Annotated in this window: 20 protein-coding genes and 1 other RNA gene; 7 read left to right on the forward strand and 14 right to left on the reverse strand. The window is 71.1% G+C overall.

The window, feature by feature from the left end:
* Positions 1–68 precede the first annotated feature (68 nt).
* Genes ABB22_RS06060 through ABB22_RS06070 form a run of 3 tightly spaced genes read left to right on the forward strand, consistent with a single transcriptional unit; the run spans position 69 to position 2,888 of the window.
* Entirely contained in the window at positions 69–704 is a 636-nt protein-coding gene (locus tag ABB22_RS06060; RefSeq protein ID WP_055771714.1) for a TetR/AcrR family transcriptional regulator, read from the forward strand.
* A 46-nt stretch (positions 705–750) separates the two neighbouring features.
* On the forward strand, positions 751–1,641 hold the full coding sequence (locus tag ABB22_RS06065; protein WP_235504334.1) for an SDR family NAD(P)-dependent oxidoreductase: 891 nt from the start codon (positions 751–753) through the stop codon (positions 1,639–1,641).
* 23 nt (positions 1,642–1,664) lie between these two features.
* Positions 1,665–2,888: a serine hydrolase domain-containing protein gene (locus tag ABB22_RS06070; protein WP_055771707.1), complete on the forward strand. Its 1,224-nt coding sequence runs from the start codon at positions 1,665–1,667 to the stop codon at positions 2,886–2,888.
* 89 nt (positions 2,889–2,977) lie between these two features.
* On the opposite strand, the gene ABB22_RS06075 is transcribed toward ABB22_RS06070, so the two are convergent.
* The 8 genes from ABB22_RS06075 to ABB22_RS06110 all read right to left on the reverse strand — a co-directional run bounded on the left by ABB22_RS06075 (position 2,978) and on the right by ABB22_RS06110 (position 12,104).
* Entirely contained in the window at positions 2,978–4,318 is a 1,341-nt protein-coding gene (locus tag ABB22_RS06075) for a glycoside hydrolase family 1 protein (protein ID WP_200911399.1), read from the reverse strand.
* Positions 4,319–4,344: 26 nt separating this feature from the next.
* The gene (gene bktB / locus ABB22_RS06080; RefSeq protein ID WP_055771704.1) at positions 4,345–5,523 is read right to left on the reverse strand and encodes a beta-ketothiolase BktB; all 1,179 of its coding nucleotides are present in this window, start codon (positions 5,521–5,523) and stop codon (positions 4,345–4,347) included.
* A 10-nt stretch (positions 5,524–5,533) separates the two neighbouring features.
* Complete coding sequence (locus ABB22_RS06085; RefSeq protein ID WP_055771701.1) at positions 5,534–7,327, reverse strand: acyl-CoA dehydrogenase; 1,794 nt, start codon at positions 7,325–7,327, stop codon at positions 5,534–5,536.
* 2 nt (positions 7,328–7,329) lie between these two features.
* Entirely contained in the window at positions 7,330–8,124 is a 795-nt protein-coding gene (locus ABB22_RS06090; RefSeq protein WP_055771698.1) for an SDR family oxidoreductase, read from the reverse strand.
* Positions 8,117–10,201, reverse strand: coding sequence for a 3-hydroxyacyl-CoA dehydrogenase NAD-binding domain-containing protein (locus ABB22_RS06095; protein ID WP_055771696.1), 2,085 nt, complete (start codon positions 10,199–10,201; stop codon positions 8,117–8,119). The genes ABB22_RS06090 and ABB22_RS06095 overlap by 8 nt, the downstream gene beginning before the upstream one ends.
* 164 nt (positions 10,202–10,365) lie before the next feature.
* Entirely contained in the window at positions 10,366–11,061 is a 696-nt protein-coding gene (locus ABB22_RS06100; RefSeq protein ID WP_082443724.1) for a TetR/AcrR family transcriptional regulator, read from the reverse strand.
* Between the two features lie 12 nt (positions 11,062–11,073).
* Positions 11,074–11,526, reverse strand: a complete 453-nt coding sequence (locus tag ABB22_RS06105) for a DUF192 domain-containing protein (RefSeq protein WP_057505121.1) — start codon at positions 11,524–11,526, stop codon at positions 11,074–11,076.
* Positions 11,527–11,582: 56 nt separating this feature from the next.
* Positions 11,583–12,104, reverse strand: coding sequence for a hypothetical protein (locus ABB22_RS06110; protein WP_057505108.1), 522 nt, complete (start codon positions 12,102–12,104; stop codon positions 11,583–11,585).
* 134 nt (positions 12,105–12,238) lie between these two features.
* On the opposite strand from ABB22_RS06110, the gene ABB22_RS06115 reads away from it, so the two are divergent.
* A complete protein-coding gene (locus ABB22_RS06115) occupies positions 12,239–12,634 on the forward strand; it encodes a hypothetical protein (protein WP_055771688.1) in 396 nt (131 codons plus the stop codon).
* Positions 12,635–12,731: 97 nt separating this feature from the next.
* Positions 12,732–13,706, forward strand: coding sequence for a hypothetical protein (locus tag ABB22_RS06120; protein ID WP_057505109.1), 975 nt, complete (start codon positions 12,732–12,734; stop codon positions 13,704–13,706).
* Positions 13,707–13,739: 33 nt separating this feature from the next.
* Here ABB22_RS06120 and rpiA read toward each other — a convergent pair whose 3' ends face one another.
* The 6 genes from rpiA to ABB22_RS06145 form a co-directional block, all read right to left on the reverse strand.
* Positions 13,740–14,387, reverse strand: coding sequence for a ribose-5-phosphate isomerase RpiA (gene rpiA, locus ABB22_RS06125; RefSeq protein WP_057505110.1), 648 nt, complete (start codon positions 14,385–14,387; stop codon positions 13,740–13,742).
* A 132-nt stretch (positions 14,388–14,519) separates the two neighbouring features.
* Positions 14,520–15,005 (reverse strand): EVE domain-containing protein, encoded by a 486-nt coding sequence (locus tag ABB22_RS06130; protein WP_055771679.1) that lies wholly within the window; start codon positions 15,003–15,005, stop codon positions 14,520–14,522.
* Positions 15,002–15,592 (reverse strand): 5-formyltetrahydrofolate cyclo-ligase, encoded by a 591-nt coding sequence (locus ABB22_RS06135; RefSeq protein WP_057505111.1) that lies wholly within the window; start codon positions 15,590–15,592, stop codon positions 15,002–15,004. Before ABB22_RS06135 ends, ABB22_RS06130 begins: the two co-directional genes overlap by 4 nt.
* Positions 15,593–15,698: 106 nt before the next feature.
* Positions 15,699–15,883: non-coding RNA, 6S RNA (ssrS, locus tag ABB22_RS17690), on the reverse strand.
* A gap of 86 nt (positions 15,884–15,969) precedes the next feature.
* Complete coding sequence (locus ABB22_RS06140; RefSeq protein WP_057505112.1) at positions 15,970–16,269, reverse strand: cell division protein ZapA; 300 nt, start codon at positions 16,267–16,269, stop codon at positions 15,970–15,972.
* Positions 16,266–16,487: a TIGR02449 family protein gene (locus ABB22_RS06145; protein ID WP_055771670.1), complete on the reverse strand. Its 222-nt coding sequence runs from the start codon at positions 16,485–16,487 to the stop codon at positions 16,266–16,268. Before ABB22_RS06145 ends, ABB22_RS06140 begins: the two co-directional genes overlap by 4 nt.
* Positions 16,488–16,616: 129 nt before the next feature.
* On the opposite strand from ABB22_RS06145, the gene ABB22_RS06150 reads away from it, so the two are divergent.
* On the forward strand, positions 16,617–17,162 hold the full coding sequence (locus tag ABB22_RS06150; RefSeq protein ID WP_055771667.1) for a YecA/YgfB family protein: 546 nt from the start codon (positions 16,617–16,619) through the stop codon (positions 17,160–17,162).
* Between the two features lie 7 nt (positions 17,163–17,169).
* Positions 17,170–18,501, forward strand: coding sequence for an aminopeptidase P N-terminal domain-containing protein (locus ABB22_RS06155; protein WP_057505113.1), 1,332 nt, complete (start codon positions 17,170–17,172; stop codon positions 18,499–18,501).
* Positions 18,502–18,617: the final 116 nt, after the last annotated feature.

Genomic DNA, 18,617 nt, shown 5'->3' on the forward strand with positions numbered 1-18,617 from the left:
GCAGGAAGAAACCGCAACCGGCCGGCACCCGGCCCCGACGCGCGACCAAGGCCGAGCAGCGCGCGGAGATGACCGAGCAGATCCTCGACGTCGCCGAGCTGCTGTTTTCCCAGCATGGCCTGTACGGGGTCACGCTCAAGGACGTGGCCAACCGGGTCGGCGTCCACCACACCCTGCTCAACTATTACTTCACCGACAAGCAGACCTTGTTCGATGCGGTGATAGCGCGCCGGGCGGACGTGACCAGCGGTCTGCGCATGCAGGCCCTGGACGAGTACGAGGCGGCCAGTGGCGGCAAGCCCACGGTGGAAGGCGCGCTGCATGCCTTCCTCGACACCGACCTGGACCTCTACATCCAGGGCGGCGAGAACTGGAAGAACTACGGCGCGCTCGGCGCGCTGGCCTCGAACACGTCCTATGGCGCCGAGCTGATGGACCGGCATTTCGATCCGGTGGTGCTGCGCCTGATCGACCTGCTGAAGAAGGCGATGCCGGAGTGCGCCGAGGAGGACATCTTCTGGGGTTACCACTTCGTCACCGGCGCGCTGATGCTGACGCTGGCGCGCACCGGGCGCATCGATCGCCTGTCCGGCGGCCTGTGCCAGTCGGACGACTACGACGCGGTCAAGGCGCGCATGGCCACGTTCATGGCCGCCGGCTTCAGGCAGATATGCAAACCACGGGGAGGCCGCAAGGCCCGCTGAACGCGGCTGGCTCCCCTTCACCATCCACAGCAAGGGGAATCGAACAATGGCAATGCCGCTGAACGGCCGCGTGGCGGTCATCACCGGGGCGGGAGGCGGCCTGGGCCGCGAACACGCGCTCTACCTCGCGCGCAAGGGCGCGCGGGTGATGGTCAACGATCTTGGACTGGACGCCGCCGAGGCGGTGGCCGCGGAAATCCGCGCGGCCGGCGGCCAGGCCCTGGCCCTTGCCGGCTCGGTGACGGACGCCGAAGCCGTGGCGGCGCTGGTGGAGCGGACCCTCGCCGACTGGGGGCGCATCGACATCCTGGTCAACAACGCCGGCATCCTGCGCGACAAGAGCTTCGCCAAGATGGAGCTGGACGATTTCCGGCGCGTGGTCGACGTGCACCTGATGGGCGCGGCGATCTGCAGCAAGGCGGTATGGGAGACGATGCGCGCCCAGCAGCACGGCCGCATCGTGATGACCACCTCGTCCTCGGGCCTGTACGGCAATTTCGGCCAGGCCAACTATGGCGCGGCCAAGATGGCGCTGGCCGGCCTGATGCAGACGCTGGCCATCGAGGGGAGCAAGTACGGCATCCGCGTCAACTGCCTGGCGCCGACCGCGTACACGCGGATGATGGAGGGCATCCTGCCCGAGGCGCAGCTGCAGGCGCTCGATCCGGCGCTGGTCAGCCCGGCGCTGCTGCCGCTGGTGGTGGAGGATGCGCCGACCCGCGCCATCGTCTGCGCCGGCGCCGGCCACTTCGCCCGCGCCTACGTGACCCTGACCGAGGGCTGCTACATCGGCGCCGGTGAGGATGCCGGCGAGCGCCTGATGGCCGCCTGGCGGCAGGTCTCCGACCCGACCGGGCAGGTCGTGCCGGACTATGGTTTCACCCAGGCCGAGCGCGAAGTGGCCAGCGCGCAGGCGCACGCCGCGACGCCGGACTGAGCGCCGGCCACGGGAGAGCCGCCATGCTGGATCGCCGCCGCTTCCTGGGCACGGCCGGCGCGCTCGCGCTGGTCGGTGCCGCCCCCGCCCTGGCCGCCGGTGGCCGCTTCGACACGGTCGTCGCGCGCCTGCGCGGGCTGGTCGAGGACGGGCGCCTGCCGTTCGCCTCGCTGCGCATCGCGCGGCGGGGCGAGGTGCTGGCGCAGGCGTACATCGACGGCCGCGAAACCGTCGGCGCGGGCAGCCTGTACCGCATCTATTCGATGACCAAGCCGGTGGTCGCCGCGGCCATGGTGATGCTGGTGGAGGACGGCAGGCTGGCGCTGGAAGATCCGGTGGCCCGCTACGTGCCCGAGTTCGCCGACCTGCAGGTGGCCACCACGTCGCTCGATGCGCGGGAACCGGCGCGGCCGATGACGCTGGCGCACCTGCTGACCCACAGTTGCGGACTGGCCAACAGCTGGGGCGATGCACGGGTCGCGCCGCTGTACCGCCAGGCCGGGCTGGTCGCCGCGGCGTGGATGTACGATCCCGCGGTCGGCGGCCTGGCCGGTTTCGCCCAGCGCCTGTCGGCCCTGCCGCTGGCGTTCCAGCCGGGCTCGGACTGGCTCTACGGCTACGGCCTGGACATCGCCGGCCTGGTGATCGAGCGGATCACGGGCGAGCGACTGGGAACCTTCCTGGAACGCCGCATCTTCAGCCCGCTGGGCATGGCCGCGACCGGCTTCCAGGTGCCGGAGGAACATGCCGGCCGCCTGGCCGGCCTGTACAACGCGGGCGCCGCCGGCCTGGTACGCGTGGCAGATGGCAGCGAGCGCCTGCCGTTGACGCGGCCGTTCGCCGATGCCGGCAGCGCCGGGCTGGTTTCCACGCTGGAAGACTATGGCCGCTTCGTGGACATGCTGGCCGGCGCCGGCGCGCGCGGTGGGGTCCGGGTCATGCGTGCGGCGTCGGCGCGCCTGGTGATGGCGCCGCATGGGCCGCAGGCGCCGCTGTGGCCGGCGTTGCAGCGCTTTGGCGGGTATGCCCCCGGCAGCGTCGGCCAGGCGCTGGGCGGGATCACCCGGCTCGACGACCGCGACGGTCGCGGGTCGAGCGGCGAATACAGCTGGGGCGGAGCGGCGGGAACCGGATTCTGGGCCACGCCGTCGCTGGGCCTGTCGGTGACGCTGATGACCCAGCTGATGCCGGCCGGCGCGGTGCCGGCCCGCGACATGCTGCGGCCGCTGGTCTACGCCGCGCTCTGAGCATCGCGCGCGCCGCGCGCCGCGCGGTGCCGGAGCGGAGCGGCGTGCTTTCCCGCCACGGCGGCGTGCGCGGCCGTGGCGGGAGCGCATCAGATCCGGTTCGCCCGCGCGATCGCGCCCAGGTGATGCGCGCTTGGCTTCGGCGTGCGCTTGAAGGTCTGCCGATCCACCGCCACCAGCCCGAAATGCTTGTCGTAGCCGGAGGTCCACTCGAAGTTGTCCAGCAGCGACCAGTACAGGTAGCTGTGCACCGGGATGCCCGCTTCCAGGCAGTCGCGCACGCCATCCAGCGCCTGGTCGATGAAGGCGATGCGGCGCGCGTCGTCGTCGGTGGCGATGCCGTTCTCGGTGACGTAGATGGGCTTGCCGACCGCCGCATGCGCCCAGCGGATGGTGTTGGCCAACGCCTGCGGATAGAACTCGTAACCGGCGTCGGTCATCTCCGCCCCGGCCGGCGGCGGCACGATCCCGCCGGCATCGACGCGGAAGCGGGTGTAGGTCTGCACGCCGAAGAAATCGGCATGGGTGCGCGCCACCTCCACCCAGTCGCCATACAGCTGCTGGCGATAGGCCTCCACCAGCGCGGGGTCGCCGACCGACTGGATGTCCTGGGTGGTCAGGGTCAGGCCGACCGGCAGCGTCGGCCGGGCCGCCTTGATCGCGTCATAGCCCAGGCGGTGCGCCTGCTGCAGCAGTGGCGTGCTGATCTCGGGGTCGGAAAAGGCCAGGCTGGAAAAATGCGTCGAACCGGTGGCGCGCGCGGCGGCGTCGGCGGCGGCGCGCACCGCCGGCGAGACCGTGTTGCCGTAGAGCAGCCGCACCAGCAAGGTGATGTTGGCCTCGTTGAAGGTGGTCGCCAGGTGCATCAGCCCGCCCAGGTGGCTGGCGACGCGGCCGCAGTAATCGGCGAACAGCGCCGGCGCGTCCGCCACTTCGAAGCCGCCGCGCGCGGCGAACCAGATCGGCACGGTGAAATGGTTGAGCGTCACCACCGGCTTCAGGCCGTGCGCGTGGCAGGTCTCCAGCACCCGCGCGTAGTGGTCGAGCTCGGCGCTGGAATAGAACCCGGGCGCGGGCTGGATGCGCGACCACTCGATGCCCAGGCGGTAGCAGTTGAAGCCCAGCTGCGCGGCCAGGGCGATGTCCTCGGCATAGCGGTGGTAGCTGTCGCAGGCGTCGCCGGAGGGCTCGGCGAACAGCGTGGGGCGCACGTTCTCGCGCACCCAGGCGTCGCTGTTGGTGTTGTTGCCCTCGCTCTGGTGCCCGGAGATCGCCGTGCCCCACAGGAAGTCGCGCGGCAAGGCGCGGCTGCGCGCCGGTGTCGGTGCCGCCAGGGCGGTGGCCGGCAGGCCGCTGGCCAGGGCCGCCCAGCCCAGCAACTGCAGGATGCGACGGCGCAGCGGGGAGTCGGGAAGCGGCATGCCGGTCATGGCTGGCTTCGTTCCGGTGCCGGTCATCAGCAGCGCTCGAACACGGCGGCGATGCCCTGGCCGCCCCCGATGCACATCGTGGCCAGCCCATAGCGGCCGCCGCGGCGCTGCAGCTCGTGCACCAGCTTGACGGTGATGATCGCGCCGGTCGCGCCGACCGGGTGGCCCAGCGCGATGCCGCTGCCGTTGGGGTTGACCTTGGCCGGGTCCAGGCCGAGTGCGTCGGATACCGCGCAGCACTGGGCGGCGAAGGCCTCGTTGGATTCGATCACGTCCAGGTCGTCGACCGACAGCCCGGCCCTGGCCAGCACCACCTGCACCGCCGGCACCGGTCCCATGCCCATGTACAGCGGCTCGACGCCGGCGTGCGCGTAGGCCACCAGCCGCGCCAGCGGGCGCAGGCCATGGCGCGCCACCGCCGCGCCGGTGGCCAGGACCAGCGAGGCGGCGCCATCGTTGATGCCGGAGGCGTTGCCGGCGGTGACCGAACCGTCGGGCTTGAACACCGGACGCAGCGCGGCCAGGTCCTGCGCGGTGACGTTGGCGCGGACGTGCTCGTCGGTCCGGAACTCGGTTTCGCGGCCACGCCGGCCTACCTTCACCGGCACGATCTGGTCGTCGAAACGGCCCTCGGCGATGGCGTCGGCCGCGCGTCGATGGCTTTCCAGCGCGAACGCGTCCTGGCGCGCGCGCGCGATGCCGTGGCGCTCGGCGATGTTCTCGGCGGTGATGCCCATCAGCACGCCGTTGAACGGGTCTTTCAGGCCTTCGTTGAGCCCGTCCACCAGCACCGCGTCGCCGAGCTTGCGGCCCCAGCGGTGGGTGGGCAGGTAGAACGGGGTGCGGCTCATGGATTCGGCGCCGCCGGCCAGCGCCACCTCGCAGTCGCCCAGCAACAGGGCCTGCGCCGCCGAGACGATGGCCTGCAGGCCGGAGCCGCACAGCCGGTTGACGGTCAGCGCCGGAGTTTCCACCGGCAACCCGGATTCGATGGCGATGATGCGCGCCATGTAAGCGTCGCGCGGTTCGCTGGGCAGCACCTGGCCGTAGACGGCGTGGCCGATGGCGTCGGCGGCCACGCCGGCGCGGGTGATGGCCTCCCTGGCGGTGGCGACGCCGAGTTCGGAGGGCGCAGTGTCCTTGAGCGAGCCGCCGAACGCGCCGATGGCGGTGCGTACGCCGGAAACGATGAAGACGTCGGTCATGTCGAATTCCTCAGCAGTGGAAACAGTCTTGGGTGGTTGAGGCGATCAGGTCGTCGCGCGTGGCGGCCAGGTCCAGCCAGAGCGCGGCGCGGGGCAGTTCGTGGGCGAAGAACCAGCGCGCCGCGGCGCGCTTGCCGCGGTGGAACGCGGTGTCCCCGGCGCACAGGCGGGCCATGTCCAGCCACAGCCAGCCGACCACGGCGTGGCCGAAGGCGCGCAGGAAGGAGGTGGCCTGTTCCAGCGCCTGCGGCGCTGGCGCCGAGGCCAGCTCCGCCACCACCGCGCCGAGCCGCTGCCAGGTGGCCTCGAGCTGGCGCGCGAGCGGAGCGAGCCGGGCGTCGGCGACGCTGGCGGCCACGGTCGCCTCGACCCGCGCGCGCAGCTGCGCGACGCCGGCGCCGCCGTCGCGCAGCACCTTGCGGCCCAGCAGGTCCAGCCCCTGGATGCCGGTGGTGCCTTCGTGGATCGGGTTGAGGCGGTTGTCGCGGTACAGCTGTTCCACATCGTAGTCGCGGGTATAGCCATAGCCGCCGTGGATCTGGATGGCGAGGTCGTTCGCCGCCAGCCCGTACTCGGACGGCCACGCCTTGACCACCGGCGTCAGCAGGTCGAGCAGGCGGCCGGCGTCGGCGGCCGTGCCGGCATCGCCGCTCAGCTGGTCGTCCAGCAGCCGCGCCGCATACAGCACCAGCGCGAGCGCGCCCTCGGCGTAGGCCTTCTGCGCCAGCAGCATGTGTTTGACATCGGCATGCTCGATGATCGCGGCCGGCCGCGTGGTGCCGCCCTCGGCGGTGCGCCCCTGCACCCGGCCGCGTGCGTATTCGACCGACAGCAGGTGGCCGCGGCAGCCGGCGGCGGCGGCGCCGAGGCCGACGCCGGTACGCGCCTCGTTCATCATGTGGAACATCTGCGCCAGCCCCTCGCCGGGCTCGCCGATGCGCCAGCCGATCGCGCCGCCGGCGCCGTCGGGGGCGTGCCGGCCCTCGCCGAAATTGAGCAGGCAGTTGGACGTGCCGCGATAGCCCATCTTGTGGTTGAGCCCGGCCACGGCGATGTCGTTGGCCTGGCCATCGGGCAGGTGCTTGGGCACCACGAACAGCGAGATGCCCTTGATGCCCGGCAGCGGCTTGCCGTCGGCGCCGGGCGTCCTGGCCAGCACCAGGTGCACGATGTCGCCGGTGATGTCGTGGTCGCCGGCGGAGATCCACATCTTGTTGCCGTGCAGGCGGTGCCGCGCGCCCAGCGCGTCCTCGCCGTCGGGCAGCGCCAGGGTGCGGATGTCGGCCAGCGAGGAGCCGGCCTGCGGCTCGGACAGGCACATCGTGCCCAGCGCCTGGCCGCGGATCTGCGGCAGGGCGAAGGCCTCGACCTGGGCAGCGTTGCCGAACGCGGCCAGCAGGCGGGCGTTGGCGATGGTCAGCATCGGGTAGGCGGCCACGGCCAGGCTGGCGGCCATGAACTGGCCGATGCTGGCGTAGTGCAGCAGCTGCGGCAGCTGCAGCCCGCCGACGTCCTGCCCGAACGGCCCGGCGAGCAGGCCGGCGTCGATGTAGTCGCGCACCGCGGCGGTGACTTCGGGGGCGAGCGCGACGCCGTCCGCCGTCAGCGCCGGTTCGCTGCGGTCGCTGGCCCTGAGCGCCGGCAGGAACGCGTCCGCGGCCAGGCGCTCGCTCAGGTCGAGCACGGCGGCCACGGTGTCGCGGCTGTGCTCGGCATAGTGCGGCCGTGCGAACAGGGCCTCGATGCCCAGCCAGTCGAACAGCAGGAAGTCGAGGTCGCGGCGGTCGAGCAGCGCGGTGCCCATGCTCAGATCACTCCCGCGCCGCCATCGATCACCAGTACCTGCCCGGTGATGTGGCGCCCGGCTTCCGAGGCCAGCAGCAGGGCCGCGCCCTTGAGGTCGTCCTCGCCGCCGAGGCGGCCCAGCGGGGTGTGCGCGACCATGTAGTCGCCGTGCTGGTCGATCATGGCGTTGGCCAGCCGGGTGGGGAAATAGCCCGGCGCGATCGCGTTGACGTTGATGTTCCTCGGCCCCCACTCGGCGGCGAGCGCGCGGGTGAAGTTGACCACCGCGCCCTTGGCCGCGTTGTAGGCGATGGTGCCGATCATGCCCGGGTAGTTGCCCTGCAGGCCGGCCACCGAGGCGATGTTGAGCACCTTGCCGTAGCCATTGGGGATGAAGCTGCGCCGCCCGGCGGCCTGGGTGAGCAGGAACAGGCCGGTGAGGTTGAGGTCGATGACCTTGTTCCAGCCGTCCAGCGGGTAGTCCTCCATGGGCGCTCCCCAGCTGGTGCCGGCGTTGTTGACCAGGATGTCCAGCCGGCCATGCCGTTCGACGATCTGCGCCACCAGCGCGTCGGCCGCTTCCGGCGTGCCGAGGTCGCAGGCCACCGCTTCGGCGCGGATGCCGCGCGCGCCCAGGTGCGCGACGGCCGCATCGAGGTCGGCGGGCCGGCGGGCCGCCAGCACGATGTGCGCGCCGTACTCGCCCAGCGCTTCGGCGATCTGCAGGCCAAGGCCACGCGAGCCGCCGGTCACCAGCGCGATGCGGCCGCCCAGGTCGAACAGCTGGGCCAGGCGGTGTGGGGTCGAGTCAGTCATTGAGGTCTCCGAAAGTCCGGTTTTCGCGCACCAGGCGCACAAGCAGTTCGGCCGGCTGCCAGGTCCAGCCCGCGTGGCCGCCGGCGAAGCGTTCGATGTCGGCCAGCAGCCGCGGCAGGCCGAGCCGGTCGGCGTGGAGCATCGGTCCGCCGCGCACGGCGGGGAATCCATAGCCGGCGGTCCATACCACGTCGATGTCCAGCGGCCGCCAGGCGATGCCTTCCTCCAGGATGCGCGCGCCTTCGTTGACCAGCGCCAGCAGGCAGCGGGCGACGATTTCCGCATCGTCGATGGCGCGGCGCGGCAGCCCGATCTCGGCGGAGTGCGCGACCACCAGCGCGTCGATCTCCGGATCCACCACCGGCGTGCGACCGTCCGGATAGCGGTAGACGCCCATGCCGGTCTTCTGCCCGAAGCGGCCCAGTTCGCACACCTTGTCGGGGAAGCGCGAGTACGGACGCTGCGGCTGTTCGATGGCGCGGCGCTTGCGGATGCTCCAGCCGATGTCCTGCCCGGCCAGGTCCATCACCCGGAATGGCCCCATCGCGAAGCCGAACGCTTCCATGGCGCGGTCGACCTGCTGCGGCAGCGCGCCTTCTTCCAGCAGCAGGTAGGCCTGCCGCAGGTATTCCTCGAACATGCGGTTGCCGATGAAGCCATCGCACACGCCGGCGACGACGCCGACCTTGCCCAGCCGCCGCGCGAACGCCATCGCGCTGCCCAGCACCTCCGGCCGCGTGCGCGCGCCGCGCACGATCTCGACCAGGCGCATCACGTGCGCCGGGCTGAAGAAATGCATGCCGAGTACACGCCCGGGATCGCGTACCGCATCGGCGATGGCGTCGACGTCGAGCGTGGACGTGTTGCTGGCCAGGATCGCGTCCGGCCGGGTGGCCTTGTCCAGCGCGGTGAACACCGCGCGCTTGACGGCCATGTCCTCGAACACGGCCTCGATCACCAGGTCGGCGTCGGCGACCCCGGTCTCGAGCCGCGGTGTCGCCGTCAGTGCCGCCATGCGCGCGGCGGCGGCGGCGCTGGACAGGCGTCCCTTCTGGACATCGCGGCCGAAGGTGGCGTCGATGCGGGCGACGGCCCGGTCCAGTGCCGCCGGGTCGGGGTCGATCAGGGTCACCGGCAGCCCGGCGGCCAGCAGCGCGGTGGCGATGCCCGCGCCCATCACCCCGGCGCCGATCACCGCGGTGCGCTCGAGCGGGTGCGCGCCGCTGCCGGCCAGCGATGCCGGCAGCCGCGCTGCCGCGCGCTCGCCGAGGAATACGTGGCGCAGCCCCTGCGATTCGGGCGAAGCGAGCAGGTCGTCGAACAGCCGTTGTTCCAGTGCCAGGCCTTCGTCGAAAGAGAGCCCGAGCGCGGCCTCGACGCAATCGACGATGTGGCCGGCCGCGACCGCCCCGGCGCCGCGGCGCGTGCCGGCCGCCTGGCGCGCGCTGGCGAGCGCGGCCTGCGCCTGCTCATCCCGCGCCTGGCGGTCGCGTACGCGCACGCAGCGGCCGCCGAGCGAGTCGGCGTGGCGCAGCGCCGCTTCCAGCAGGTCGCCATCGGCGATGGCGTCGATCAATCCGCTGGCCAGCGCCTGCCCGGCGTCTATCGGCGTGCCGTCGATCATCAGCGACAACGCCTTCGCCGCACCGACCAGGCGCGGTGTGCGCTGCGTTCCGCCGGCGCCGGGCAGCAGGCCCAGGCTGATCTCCGGGAAGGCGAAGCGGGCGCTCCTGGCGGCCACGCGCGCATGGCAGGCCAGCGCCAGCTCCAGCCCGCCGCCGAAAGCCACGCCGTGGATGGCGGCGACCACCGGCACCGGCGAGGCATCCAGCGCCTGCATCAGCGCGCGGATCGCGTCGGCCTGGCCGGAATCGTTGCCGAGCTCGCCGATATCGGCGCCGGCGCAGAAGCAGCGGCCATCGCCGACCAGCACGAGGGCGGCGACGCCGGCGGCGCGACCGCTGCGGGCGATCTCGCCGGCCAGCTCGCCAGCCAGGGCGCGCCCCAGCGCGTTGACCGGCGCGGAGGAGAAGCGCAGCACGGTGGTGCTGCCGTATTGAATGGGTTCGATCGGCATGGAGTCCCCTGTCAGCGGGACGGGCCGCGAGAGCCCGTCGGCGATTGGTTACCCATTGAATGATTATTTTACCGATTGTTCAATAGATGGGCGCGGGCGAGCGCGCCGCGGCGGCCTGCGGGCGGGGTGTCCGATGTCGAGAGGGGGCGCCGAAGCCGGCGCGCTCAGCGCCGGCGCGCGGGGCGTTGGGGGGCGTCGGCCGCGGTTGCCGCGCCGGTGCGACGCCGGCGCGGCGCCTGCAGCCTGGCCGCCGGGGCGCTGCTGAGCATCCGTTCCAGCAGCTCGGTCATCAGCGTGTTCAACTGCGCCCGCGACCAGTCGCCGTCGGCCCGGTACCAGCGCGGCACCCAGCTCAGCGCGCCGAGCAGGGCCAGTACCGCCAGCTTCGGATCGCACGGCACGATGCTGCCGTCCTTGATGCCTTCGCCGACGATGTCGCGCAGTGCGTGCTCGAAGCGCTGGCGCTCGGCTTTCACCGCCTGGAAATCGTCGGGCGACAGCGAGCCTTCCTCCAGCACGGTGATGGCCACGCTGTGCTCGCCGATGAAGTACTCCAGCAGGTCGGAAAGCGCTACCCGCAGTTTCTGGCGGCCATCGCCGCCATCGCGGCGCGCGCGCTCCAGATTGGCGAAGGCCACTTCCATCGCCTGGTCGAAACAGGCCTTGAGCATGGCCTGCTTGTTGGGGAAGTAGTAATAGAGCGCCGGCTTGGTGACCTCGAGCCGCTGGGCGATGTCGTCCATCGAGGTGCCGTGGTAGCCATGCTTGTTGAACGAGGCCGAGGCCTCGCGCAGCACGGCGTTGCGCTTGGCGTCGCGCAACTGTTCACGGCTGGGGACGCTGCGTTTCCAATCCGCCAAGGAACCTGCTCCTCACTTGCCCTTCGGGATGCCGGGGCCGAACACCAGTTCGGTGCCGTCCTCCAGTTTCAGCTTCTCGGCCTGGCCGGCGTTGAGTTCCAGCACGTAGCGCGCCGGCCTGAAGCTGGGGTAGGGCGGGCAGGCATCGCCGGCCGAGCAGGGCGGCACGTCGCGCTGCTGGCTGACCAGCCGGCGGCCGTCGTCGAAATAGAGGATGTCCAGCGGGATGCGGGTGTTCTTCATCCAGTACGCCTGCGGTTCCTGGCGGTCGTGGATGAACAGCATGCCGCGGTCGCCGTCCATGCGGTCGCGGAACATCAGCCCGCGCGCGCGGCTGGCGTCGTCCTGGGCCAGTTCCACCTGGTAGCGCGTGCCGCCCAGTTCCACCCAGCTCCCGCCGGCGCTGGCGCAGCCGCCGGACAGCGGCAACAGGAACAGGCAGAGGGCGAGGCGCGGCAGGGACATGGCGGAATCCACGAGCGGAAGGGCGTTGCGCACCTTCACGGATGCGTGGCGTGGCGTCAAGCGCCGCCGCCGCGGGGTTGCGGCGCGCCTGGCGCGGTGGCGAAGGCATCGAGCAGCGCGGAAAACAGGGTGTGCACTTCGTCGTGCAGCCACGCCCGCGTGAGTGCGGAAGGCTGCACGAACAGCTGGCAGGACAGCGCCAGCGCCACGGCATCCAGGCCGAGCGGATCGTCGTGGGTGCGGCCGAGCTGGAAGAAGCGGTCGTACAGATCGAAGCGGCTTTCCAGCAGATGGCCGTGCCAGGTGTCCAGTGCGCGGTCGATATCCAGGCCGCTGGCCTGTCGCGGCGGCGTCCATCCGGGCGGCAGGCAGAGCGGCGGCGTGGGGGCCGGCATCGCGCCTGAATGCGCATAGGCGCGGCAGGCCAGCCAGAAGCGGAACAGGCACAGCTCGGCGATGGCTTCCGACGGTGTGGGGTGCAGGTGCAGCACGCCGGCGTAGCGGCTGCGGTAGTCCACCTCCATGTAGCCGCGGACGAACTGCTCCGGTGCCATGCCGGTGGCGGGGGTGTTTTCCATGGTGCTTCTCCTTGGCGGGGCGGGCGCCTGCAAGGCACCGCGCGTGGGTCCATGCGCCAATGAAAGCAATTAGTTCATTCAAATGAAAGCGAATGGTGATCCCGCCGCGGGCGTGGTCCGTAACGTTGCCGGCCATGAGCGACGAACGCTTCGAATTCTCCCGACGCTTGCAGCAGGCGATGAGCGCGGCCGGTTACGAACCGCGCCCGGCGATCCTCTTCCGCCTGTTCAATGCGCGCTACACGGGACGTTCGGTGAGTTTCCAGAGCGCATCGCGCTGGCTGGGTGGCCGCTCGCTTCCCGAGCAGGACAAGCTGCAGGTGTTGGCCGAGCTGTTCGGCGTCGCGCCGCAGGCCCTGCGTTTCGGCGACGCGCCGCGGGTGGCCGAGACGCACGGCGAATGGAATGCGCTGGGCGCGCACGAGCGCTCCGTGATCAACAGCTTCCTGGCCCTGCCGGTGCGGCAGCGCGAACTGGTCGGCGAACTGGTCAAGGCGCTGGCGCAGACGGAGCGGAAGTCCGCGCGCTGACGGCGCCGCCGCGGCCGCCCGCGGTGTCGATGCATGCGGTTGGACACATCCGCCGGTTCCGTACGTCAGGGAAGCATTCCCTTCCGGAGATGTGCGCATGCCTCTTTCCCGTTTCCCGGCTCCTGTCCTGGCGTCGTTCCTGCTGCTGCTCGCGGGCAACGCGCGGGCCGAAGCGGATTGCCCGCCGCTGCCCGGGCTGGACCGCTGCGCGGCCGGCGCGCATGGCTGGGTCTATGGCCGCGATGCCGACCAGGTGCGGATGCTGGCCGGCGACCTCGCCGCCAGCGCCGCGGCCTTCGAACATCACTTCGCCCGGCCGCCGCTGCGGTTGGCGGTGCTGCTGGATGCGCCCGGTGGCATCGGCGCCGATGACCGCGCGCGGCTGCTCGCCGCCGGGGCCGTGCAGGTGATCGACTGGCCCGGCATGCAGGCCTTCCAGGCCGCGCGCCAGTCGGCGGTGGCGGCCGACGACCCGGGCAGCCGCCTGCTCGCCGCCAACCCGGCCATCGGCCAGGCGATCTGGCGCAACCTGACCCGGCACGAGCTGGGGCATGTGGTCTTCAACCTGGCCTACTGGCCGGACCTGGGCAGGACGTCCGGACATGGCCACGCGCGCAGCCCCGACTGGCTCAACGAGGCGGCGGCGATGACCCTGGAAGCGGACGAACTGGTCGCCCAGCGCAGGCGGATGCTGCGCAGCCTGCGGGCCGATCCGGCCCATCCGCTGCCCGGTCTTGCCGTTTTCCTGGCCATGGCCAACCCGGCCCGTCCCGACGGACAGGCCGCACCGGCCACCAAGGGCGTCAGCCTGGTCTATCGCAGCCCGGCCGAGGCCGGCGACCCGGCGACCGGGGCGCGCTACTACGCCCAGGTGCAGGGCTGGGCCGACTTCCTGGACCAGGCCACGGCCGCTGTGCGACCGGGCGTGCTGGGCAGCATCAGCGAGCGCATTGCCGCCGGCGACCGTTTCGACGACTGGCTGGCCGACACCGGCCCGTCCTTCGGCCTGCCGGACACCCTGCCGGCACTGGAGCAGCAGTGGCGTGCCTGGCTGGACGCCACCGCCGGTTGACGCGCCGCGGCAACCGCCGTCGCGTGTGCGGGCTTACAGCACCTGCGGCGGTTCGCCGCCGACGATGACCACGTCGGCCGGGCGCCGCGCGAACAGGCCGACGGTGACCACGCCCGGGATCTGGTTGAGCTGCTGTTCCAGCTTCACCGGGTCGGTGATGGACAGGTTGTGCACGTCCAGGATCAGGTTGCCGTTGTCGGTGACCACGCCGTCGCGCCACACCGGCTGGCCGCCGGTCAGGGCCAGGATCTCGCGCGCCACCAGGCTGCGCGCCATCGGGATCACTTCCACCGGCAGCGGGAACTTGCCCAGCACCTTGACCTGCTTGCTCGGGTCGACGATGCAGACGAACTTCTTGCTGGCCTCGGCGATGATCTTCTCGCGGGTCAGCGCGGCACCGCCGCCCTTGATCAGGTTCCTGTTGCCGTCGCACTCGTCGGCGCCATCCACGTACAGCGACAGGCCGCCGGTGTGGTTCAGGTCCAGCACCTCGATGCCGTGGCCCTTGAGCAGGGCGGTGCTCTGCTCGGAACTGGAGACAGCGCCTTCGATCTGGTCCTTGATGCGGGCCAGCGCCTCGATGAAGTAGGCGACGGTGGAGCCGGTGCCGACACCGACGATCATTCCCTTCTGGACGTATTCGATGGCTTTTTCGGCGGCCAGGCGCTTGGCTTCGGACATGGTGGGCTCGGTGGAGTTGGAGGAATGCGTTTGTCTGCAGGAGTTCGGCCGCGAACGGGCTTTACCGGGAACGCGTCCTTCGCGGCTGATGGCCCGAGGCCCCCCGGAGCCGCTCCAGCGGGAGGTTCGGGATCAGGCCGGCTTCTTCTTTTCCAGCGCCAGCAGCAGCTTCCACTGCGCGGCCGTGACCGGGAACACCGACAGGCGGTTGCCCTTGGCGGTGAGCGGGAAACCCTCGCCCAGTTCGTCGGTGTGCCGCTTGATCTCGTCCAGCGCGATCACGTGCGCCAGCTTGCGCTCGAAGGCCACGTCCACCAGGTACCAGCGCGGCTGTTCGCGGCTGGCCTTGGGATCGTGGTAATCGGACGTCGGATCGAACTGGGTGTCGTCCGGGTAGGCCGCGCTGGCCACCGTGGCGGTGCCGACGATGCCCGGCACCTTGGTGTTGGAGTGGTAGAACAGGATGCCGTCGCCGACCTTCATGCCGTCGCGCATGAAATTGCGCGCCTGGTAGTTGCGCACGCCGTTCCACGGTTCGGTGCCCACGCGCTGCAGGTCGTCGATGGAAAAGGCGTCCGGTTCGGACTTCATCAGCCAGTAGCGCTTGCGGGCGGTCATGCGTGCGACGGTTCCGGGTAGAGAGTGGCGTGCTCGGTACAGATGGCATCCACCGCCACGTCCCAGTCCTCGACCGGCAGCGCCGGCACCTGCTGGGCGGCGAAGCCGGCGCCGACCAGCCACGGCGGCGCGCTCTGCCGCTGGCGGAAAGCGAAGCTGCGATCATACCAGCCGCCCCCCATGCCCAGCCGCCGGCCCTGCGGGTCGAAGCCGACCAGCGGCGCGACCACCAGCGCCATGTCCTGCGCGTGCAGCGTGCGTTCCGGATCGATGTCCGGTTCGGGGATGCCGTAGCGGTTGGCGCGCAGCGGCTGCCCGGGGCGCCACGGCGCGAAACGCAGCAGCTTGCCGTGCAGCACCGGCAGGCAATAGGTCTGGCGGGCGGGCAGTTGCATCTGCCAGCGGTGCAGGGCGATCTCGCCGTCCATCGCCCAGTAGCCGGCGACCGGGCCGGCCACGTCGGCGAAGGGCAGGGCGAGCAGCCGTGCGGCCAGCGCCTCGGCGGCGGCAATGCGCTCGGCCGCCGGGATGTCGCGGCGGCGCTGGCGCAGTTGTCGGCGGAGGTCCTGGCGGTCGTCGGCAGTCATCGGCGGCGTTGGAGCGGAACCTGTCGGGATTATCGGCCGGCATGCCGGCCGGCGCATGGACCTGACAAAGAAGAACGGCGCCTTGCGGCGCCGTTCCGGAATAATTGCATTCTCCGCCATGACGATGCGTGCGAAACGACCTTGAACCCGGGGTTCAAGTGGGAACGCTGGGGAATCTTCGGGCTTCCCGCTGCAAGGCGGACCTGCACACCTGACTCCGTCGCGCCCCCGTGGTCGTCATTAAGGGACAAGGCGAATGTTTGCACACGCCGTCGTTCACGGCAGAGAACGCGACGCCAGTATAGCCGTGTTGCACGCGCATGGCAGCCCACGGATGCAGCGAAGACGGAACCGTCCGTCGGATGAATGCGACGCCGTCAGCGGCCGTCGTCGATCGCGTTGTCCAGGCGGCGGTTGAGATCGTTCATCGCGCTCTGGAAACGCTGCTGCTGCTGCGCCAGTTCATCGCGCATCAGGTGCAGTTCGTGGGCCAGGTTGAGCGCGGCCAATACCGCCACCCGGTCCACCGCCGCCATGCGGTTGTTGCCGCGGATCTCGCGCATGCGCGCGTCGAGCATGCGCGCGGCGGCGGTGAGGCTGTCGCGCTCGGCCGGCTCCACGCCGACGGTGTATTCGCGGTCCAGGATGCGGACGCTGACCGGCTCGTTCTGGCTCACGTGTGCTGCTCCAGCGACTTGAGGCGGGTGATCATCGCTTCCACCCGCGAGCGCGCCTGTTCGTTCTTGGCCAGCAGCTGCGCGCGTTCGGCGACCAGCTGCTCCTGCTGCTGGCGCAGGCTGCGGTTCTCGTCGGCCAGGCGCTGGTTGCGCTCGAACAGCAGTTCGAGGCGCGCGGCCAGGGCCTGCAGCTGGGTGGCGGGGTCGAAGGAATCCATGCCCGGCACGATAGGCATGCGCGTCGGGGGTGGTCAAGATGGCGCGCATGGCGCCGTTGCTACACTGTGCAGCCGTTGCCGCGCCGCTGCGCGACATCGGCCTTTCCCGCTTCCACAGACCTGTGTGACATGACCGATCTTCCCGCCGTCAACGACATCCTCCAGGCCAGCCAGTCGCTGGACCTTGGCGCCACCCCGGCCGAACTCCACGGTGGCCTGTGCGGCTGGCTCGCCGCCGGCGGCGCCGACCTGCCGGCCTGGCCGGCCAGGGTGCTTGCCGACGACAACCTGCCCACGCCCGAACCGGGCAGCGCGCTCGACCGCCTGCGCGAAGCGGTGGTGGCGCAGCTGGAAGACCGCGATTTCGCCTTCGAGCTGGTGCTGGCCGCGCCGGCGGCGCCGTTGCAGGAGCGTACCGACGCGCTGTTCGACTGGTGCCGCGCGTTCCTCGGCGGCTTCGGCCTGGCTGCGGGCAAGCGCCCGGCGCTGAGCGAGGAGGGCGAGGAAGCCCTGCAGGACCTGGCGCGGCTGGCGCAGGCTTCCAGCGACGAGTTCGACAGCGCCGACGAGGACGAGGACGCGCTGGCCGAGATCGAGGAATTCGTGCGGGTAGCGGTGCTGCTGCTGCACGGCGACTGCGTGATGGGCGCGCGCCACCGCCAGCGCCTGAACTGAGCCGGCCATGCACACGCTGACCGGCATCGCGCCCGCCGAGTACGCGCATCGCCGCCGCCAGCTGATGGAGGCGGCCGGCGACGACGCCATCCTGGTGCTGCCGGCCGCGCCCGAGCGCGTGCGCAGCAACGACACGCACTACCCGTACCGGCAGGATTCGGACTTCTGGTACCTGTGCGGTTTCCCCGAGCCGGAAGCGGTGCTGGTGCTGATCCCCGGCCGCCGCCATGGCGAGACGATCCTGTTCTGCCGCGAGCGCGACGCCGAACGCGAAGCCTGGGATGGCCCGCGCCAAGGCCAGGAAGGCGCGGTGGCGCGCTACGGCATGGACGACGCCTATCCGATCGAGGACCTGGACGACATCCTGCCGGGCCTGCTGGAAGGGCGTTCGCGGGTCTATTACCACTTCGGCCGCGACGCCGATTTCGACCTCAAGCTGATCGGCTGGGTGAACCGGGTGCGCTCGCAGGTGCGCCACGGCGCGCAGCCGCCGCACGAGTTCCTGGAGCTGGGCCACCTGCTGCACGAGCAGCGCCTGTTCAAGTCGCCGGCCGAGATCGCGCTGATGCAGCAGGCCGCCGACATCAGCGTGCGCGCGCACCGCGCGGCGATGCGTGCCGCGCGCGCCGGCATCGGCGAATACGAACTGCAGGCCGAACTGGAACGCGAGTTCCGCCGTCACGACGCCGTGCCGGCCTACAACAGCATCGTCGGCGCCGGCGCCAACGCCTGCGTGCTGCATTACCGCGCCAACAGCGGCGGCAGCCGCGACGGCGACCTGGTGCTGATCGATGCCGGCGCCGAATACCGCGGCTACGCCAGCGACATCACCCGCACCTTCCCGGTCAACGGCTGCTTCAGCGCCGAGCAGCGCGCCCTGCACGAGCTGGTGCTGGCCGCGCAGGCGGCGGCGCTGGAGCAGGCGCAGCCGGGCATCGCCTATGAGGAGGGCCACCTGGCCGCGGTCGAAGTGTTGACCGAAGGCCTGCTGCGGCTGGGGCTGCTGCAGGGCGACCTGGAAGAGAACCTCATCGAAGGCCATTACAAGCGCTTCTACCGGCACAAGACCGGGCACTGGCTCGGGTTGGACGTGCACGACGTGGGCGACTACAGGCTCGCCGGCGAATCGCGGCTGCTGGAGGCGGGCATGGTGTTCACCATCGAACCGGGGCTGTACGTGTCGCCGGACGACGGTAGCGTGGAAGCGCGCTGGCGCGGCATCGGCATCCGCATCGAGGACGACGTGCTGATCACCGGCGACGGCCACCTTGTGCTGACCGGCGAGCTGGAACGCAGCGCCGACGAGATCGAGGCGTTCATGGCGCGCGCGCACCCGTAGCGACGTCCGCAGCAGCGGTTTCAGCCGCGACCAGGGTTTCCCGTCAACGCCCCGTTCGCGACTGAAACGCGCTCCTGCAGAAGCATCTGCGCGGACAGAAATCACGGAGAAAGCCG

The sequence above is a fragment of the Stenotrophomonas nitritireducens genome (assembly GCF_001431425.1).
Taxonomy (GTDB): domain Bacteria; phylum Pseudomonadota; class Gammaproteobacteria; order Xanthomonadales; family Xanthomonadaceae; genus Stenotrophomonas; species Stenotrophomonas nitritireducens.